This window comes from Streptomyces sp. NPDC050674, assembly GCF_040654575.1.
Taxonomy (GTDB): domain Bacteria; phylum Actinomycetota; class Actinomycetes; order Streptomycetales; family Streptomycetaceae; genus Streptomyces.
The window spans coordinates 1322-2490 of sequence record NZ_JBFAIG010000050.1; the positions used below are offsets into that span (position 1 = coordinate 1322).

The following is a 1169-nucleotide window of genomic DNA, read 5'->3' on the forward strand; positions in this document are numbered from 1 at the left end:
GTGGCCCCCCTTCTCCCGAAGTTACGGGGGCATTTTGCCGAGTTCCTTAACCATAGTTCACCCGAACGCCTCGGTATTCTCTACCTGACCACCTGAGTCGGTTTAGGGTACGGGCCGCCATGAAACTCGCTAGAGGCTTTTCTCGACAGCATAGGATCATCCACTTCACCACAATCGGCTCGGCATCAGGTCTCAGACTATGTGCCAGGCGGATTTACCTACCTGACGTCCTACACCCTTACCCCGGGACAACCACCGCCCGGGATGGACTACCTTCCTGCGTCACCCCATCACTCACCTACTAACCGCTTGGTTCGGCGGCTCCACCACTCCCCTCAACTCCGAAGAGATCAGGGCGGCTTCACGGCCTTAGCATCACGATGCTCGATGTTTGACGCTTCACAGCGGGTACCGGAATATCAACCGGTTATCCATCGACTACGCCTGTCGGCCTCGCCTTAGGTCCCGACTTACCCTGGGCAGATCAGCTTGACCCAGGAACCCTTAGTCAATCGGCGCAAACGTTTCTCACGTTTGTATCGCTACTCATGCCTGCATTCTCACTCGTGAACCGTCCACAACTCGCTTCCGCGGCTGCTTCACCCGGCACACGACGCTCCCCTACCCATCACAGCCGGCGTTGGCCGTATTGCTGCAATGACACGACTTCGGCGGTACGCTTGAGCCCCGCTACATTGTCGGCGCGGAATCACTAGACCAGTGAGCTATTACGCACTCTTTCAAGGGTGGCTGCTTCTAAGCCAACCTCCTGGTTGTCTCTGCGACTCCACATCCTTTCCCACTTAGCGTACGCTTAGGGGCCTTAGTCGATGCTCTGGGCTGTTTCCCTCTCGACCATGGAGCTTATCCCCCACAGTCTCACTGCCGCGCTCTCACTTACCGGCATTCGGAGTTTGGCTAAGGTCAGTAACCCGGTAGGGCCCATCGCCTATCCAGTGCTCTACCTCCGGCAAGAAACACACGACGCTGCACCTAAATGCATTTCGGGGAGAACCAGCTATCACGGAGTTTGATTGGCCTTTCACCCCTAACCACAGGTCATCCCCCAGGTTTTCAACCCTGGTGGGTTCGGTCCTCCACGAAGTCTTACCTCCGCTTCAACCTGCCCATGGCTAGATCACTCCGCTTCGGGTCTTGAGCGTGCTACT

The 1169-nt window shown here is 57.0% G+C and carries 1 rRNA gene (cut by a window edge); it reads right to left on the reverse strand.

The window, feature by feature from the left end:
- Positions 1 to 1169 (reverse strand): 23S ribosomal RNA (locus AB0I06_RS34205) (its annotated part extends 1271 nt beyond the left edge of the window); the annotation flags it as partial.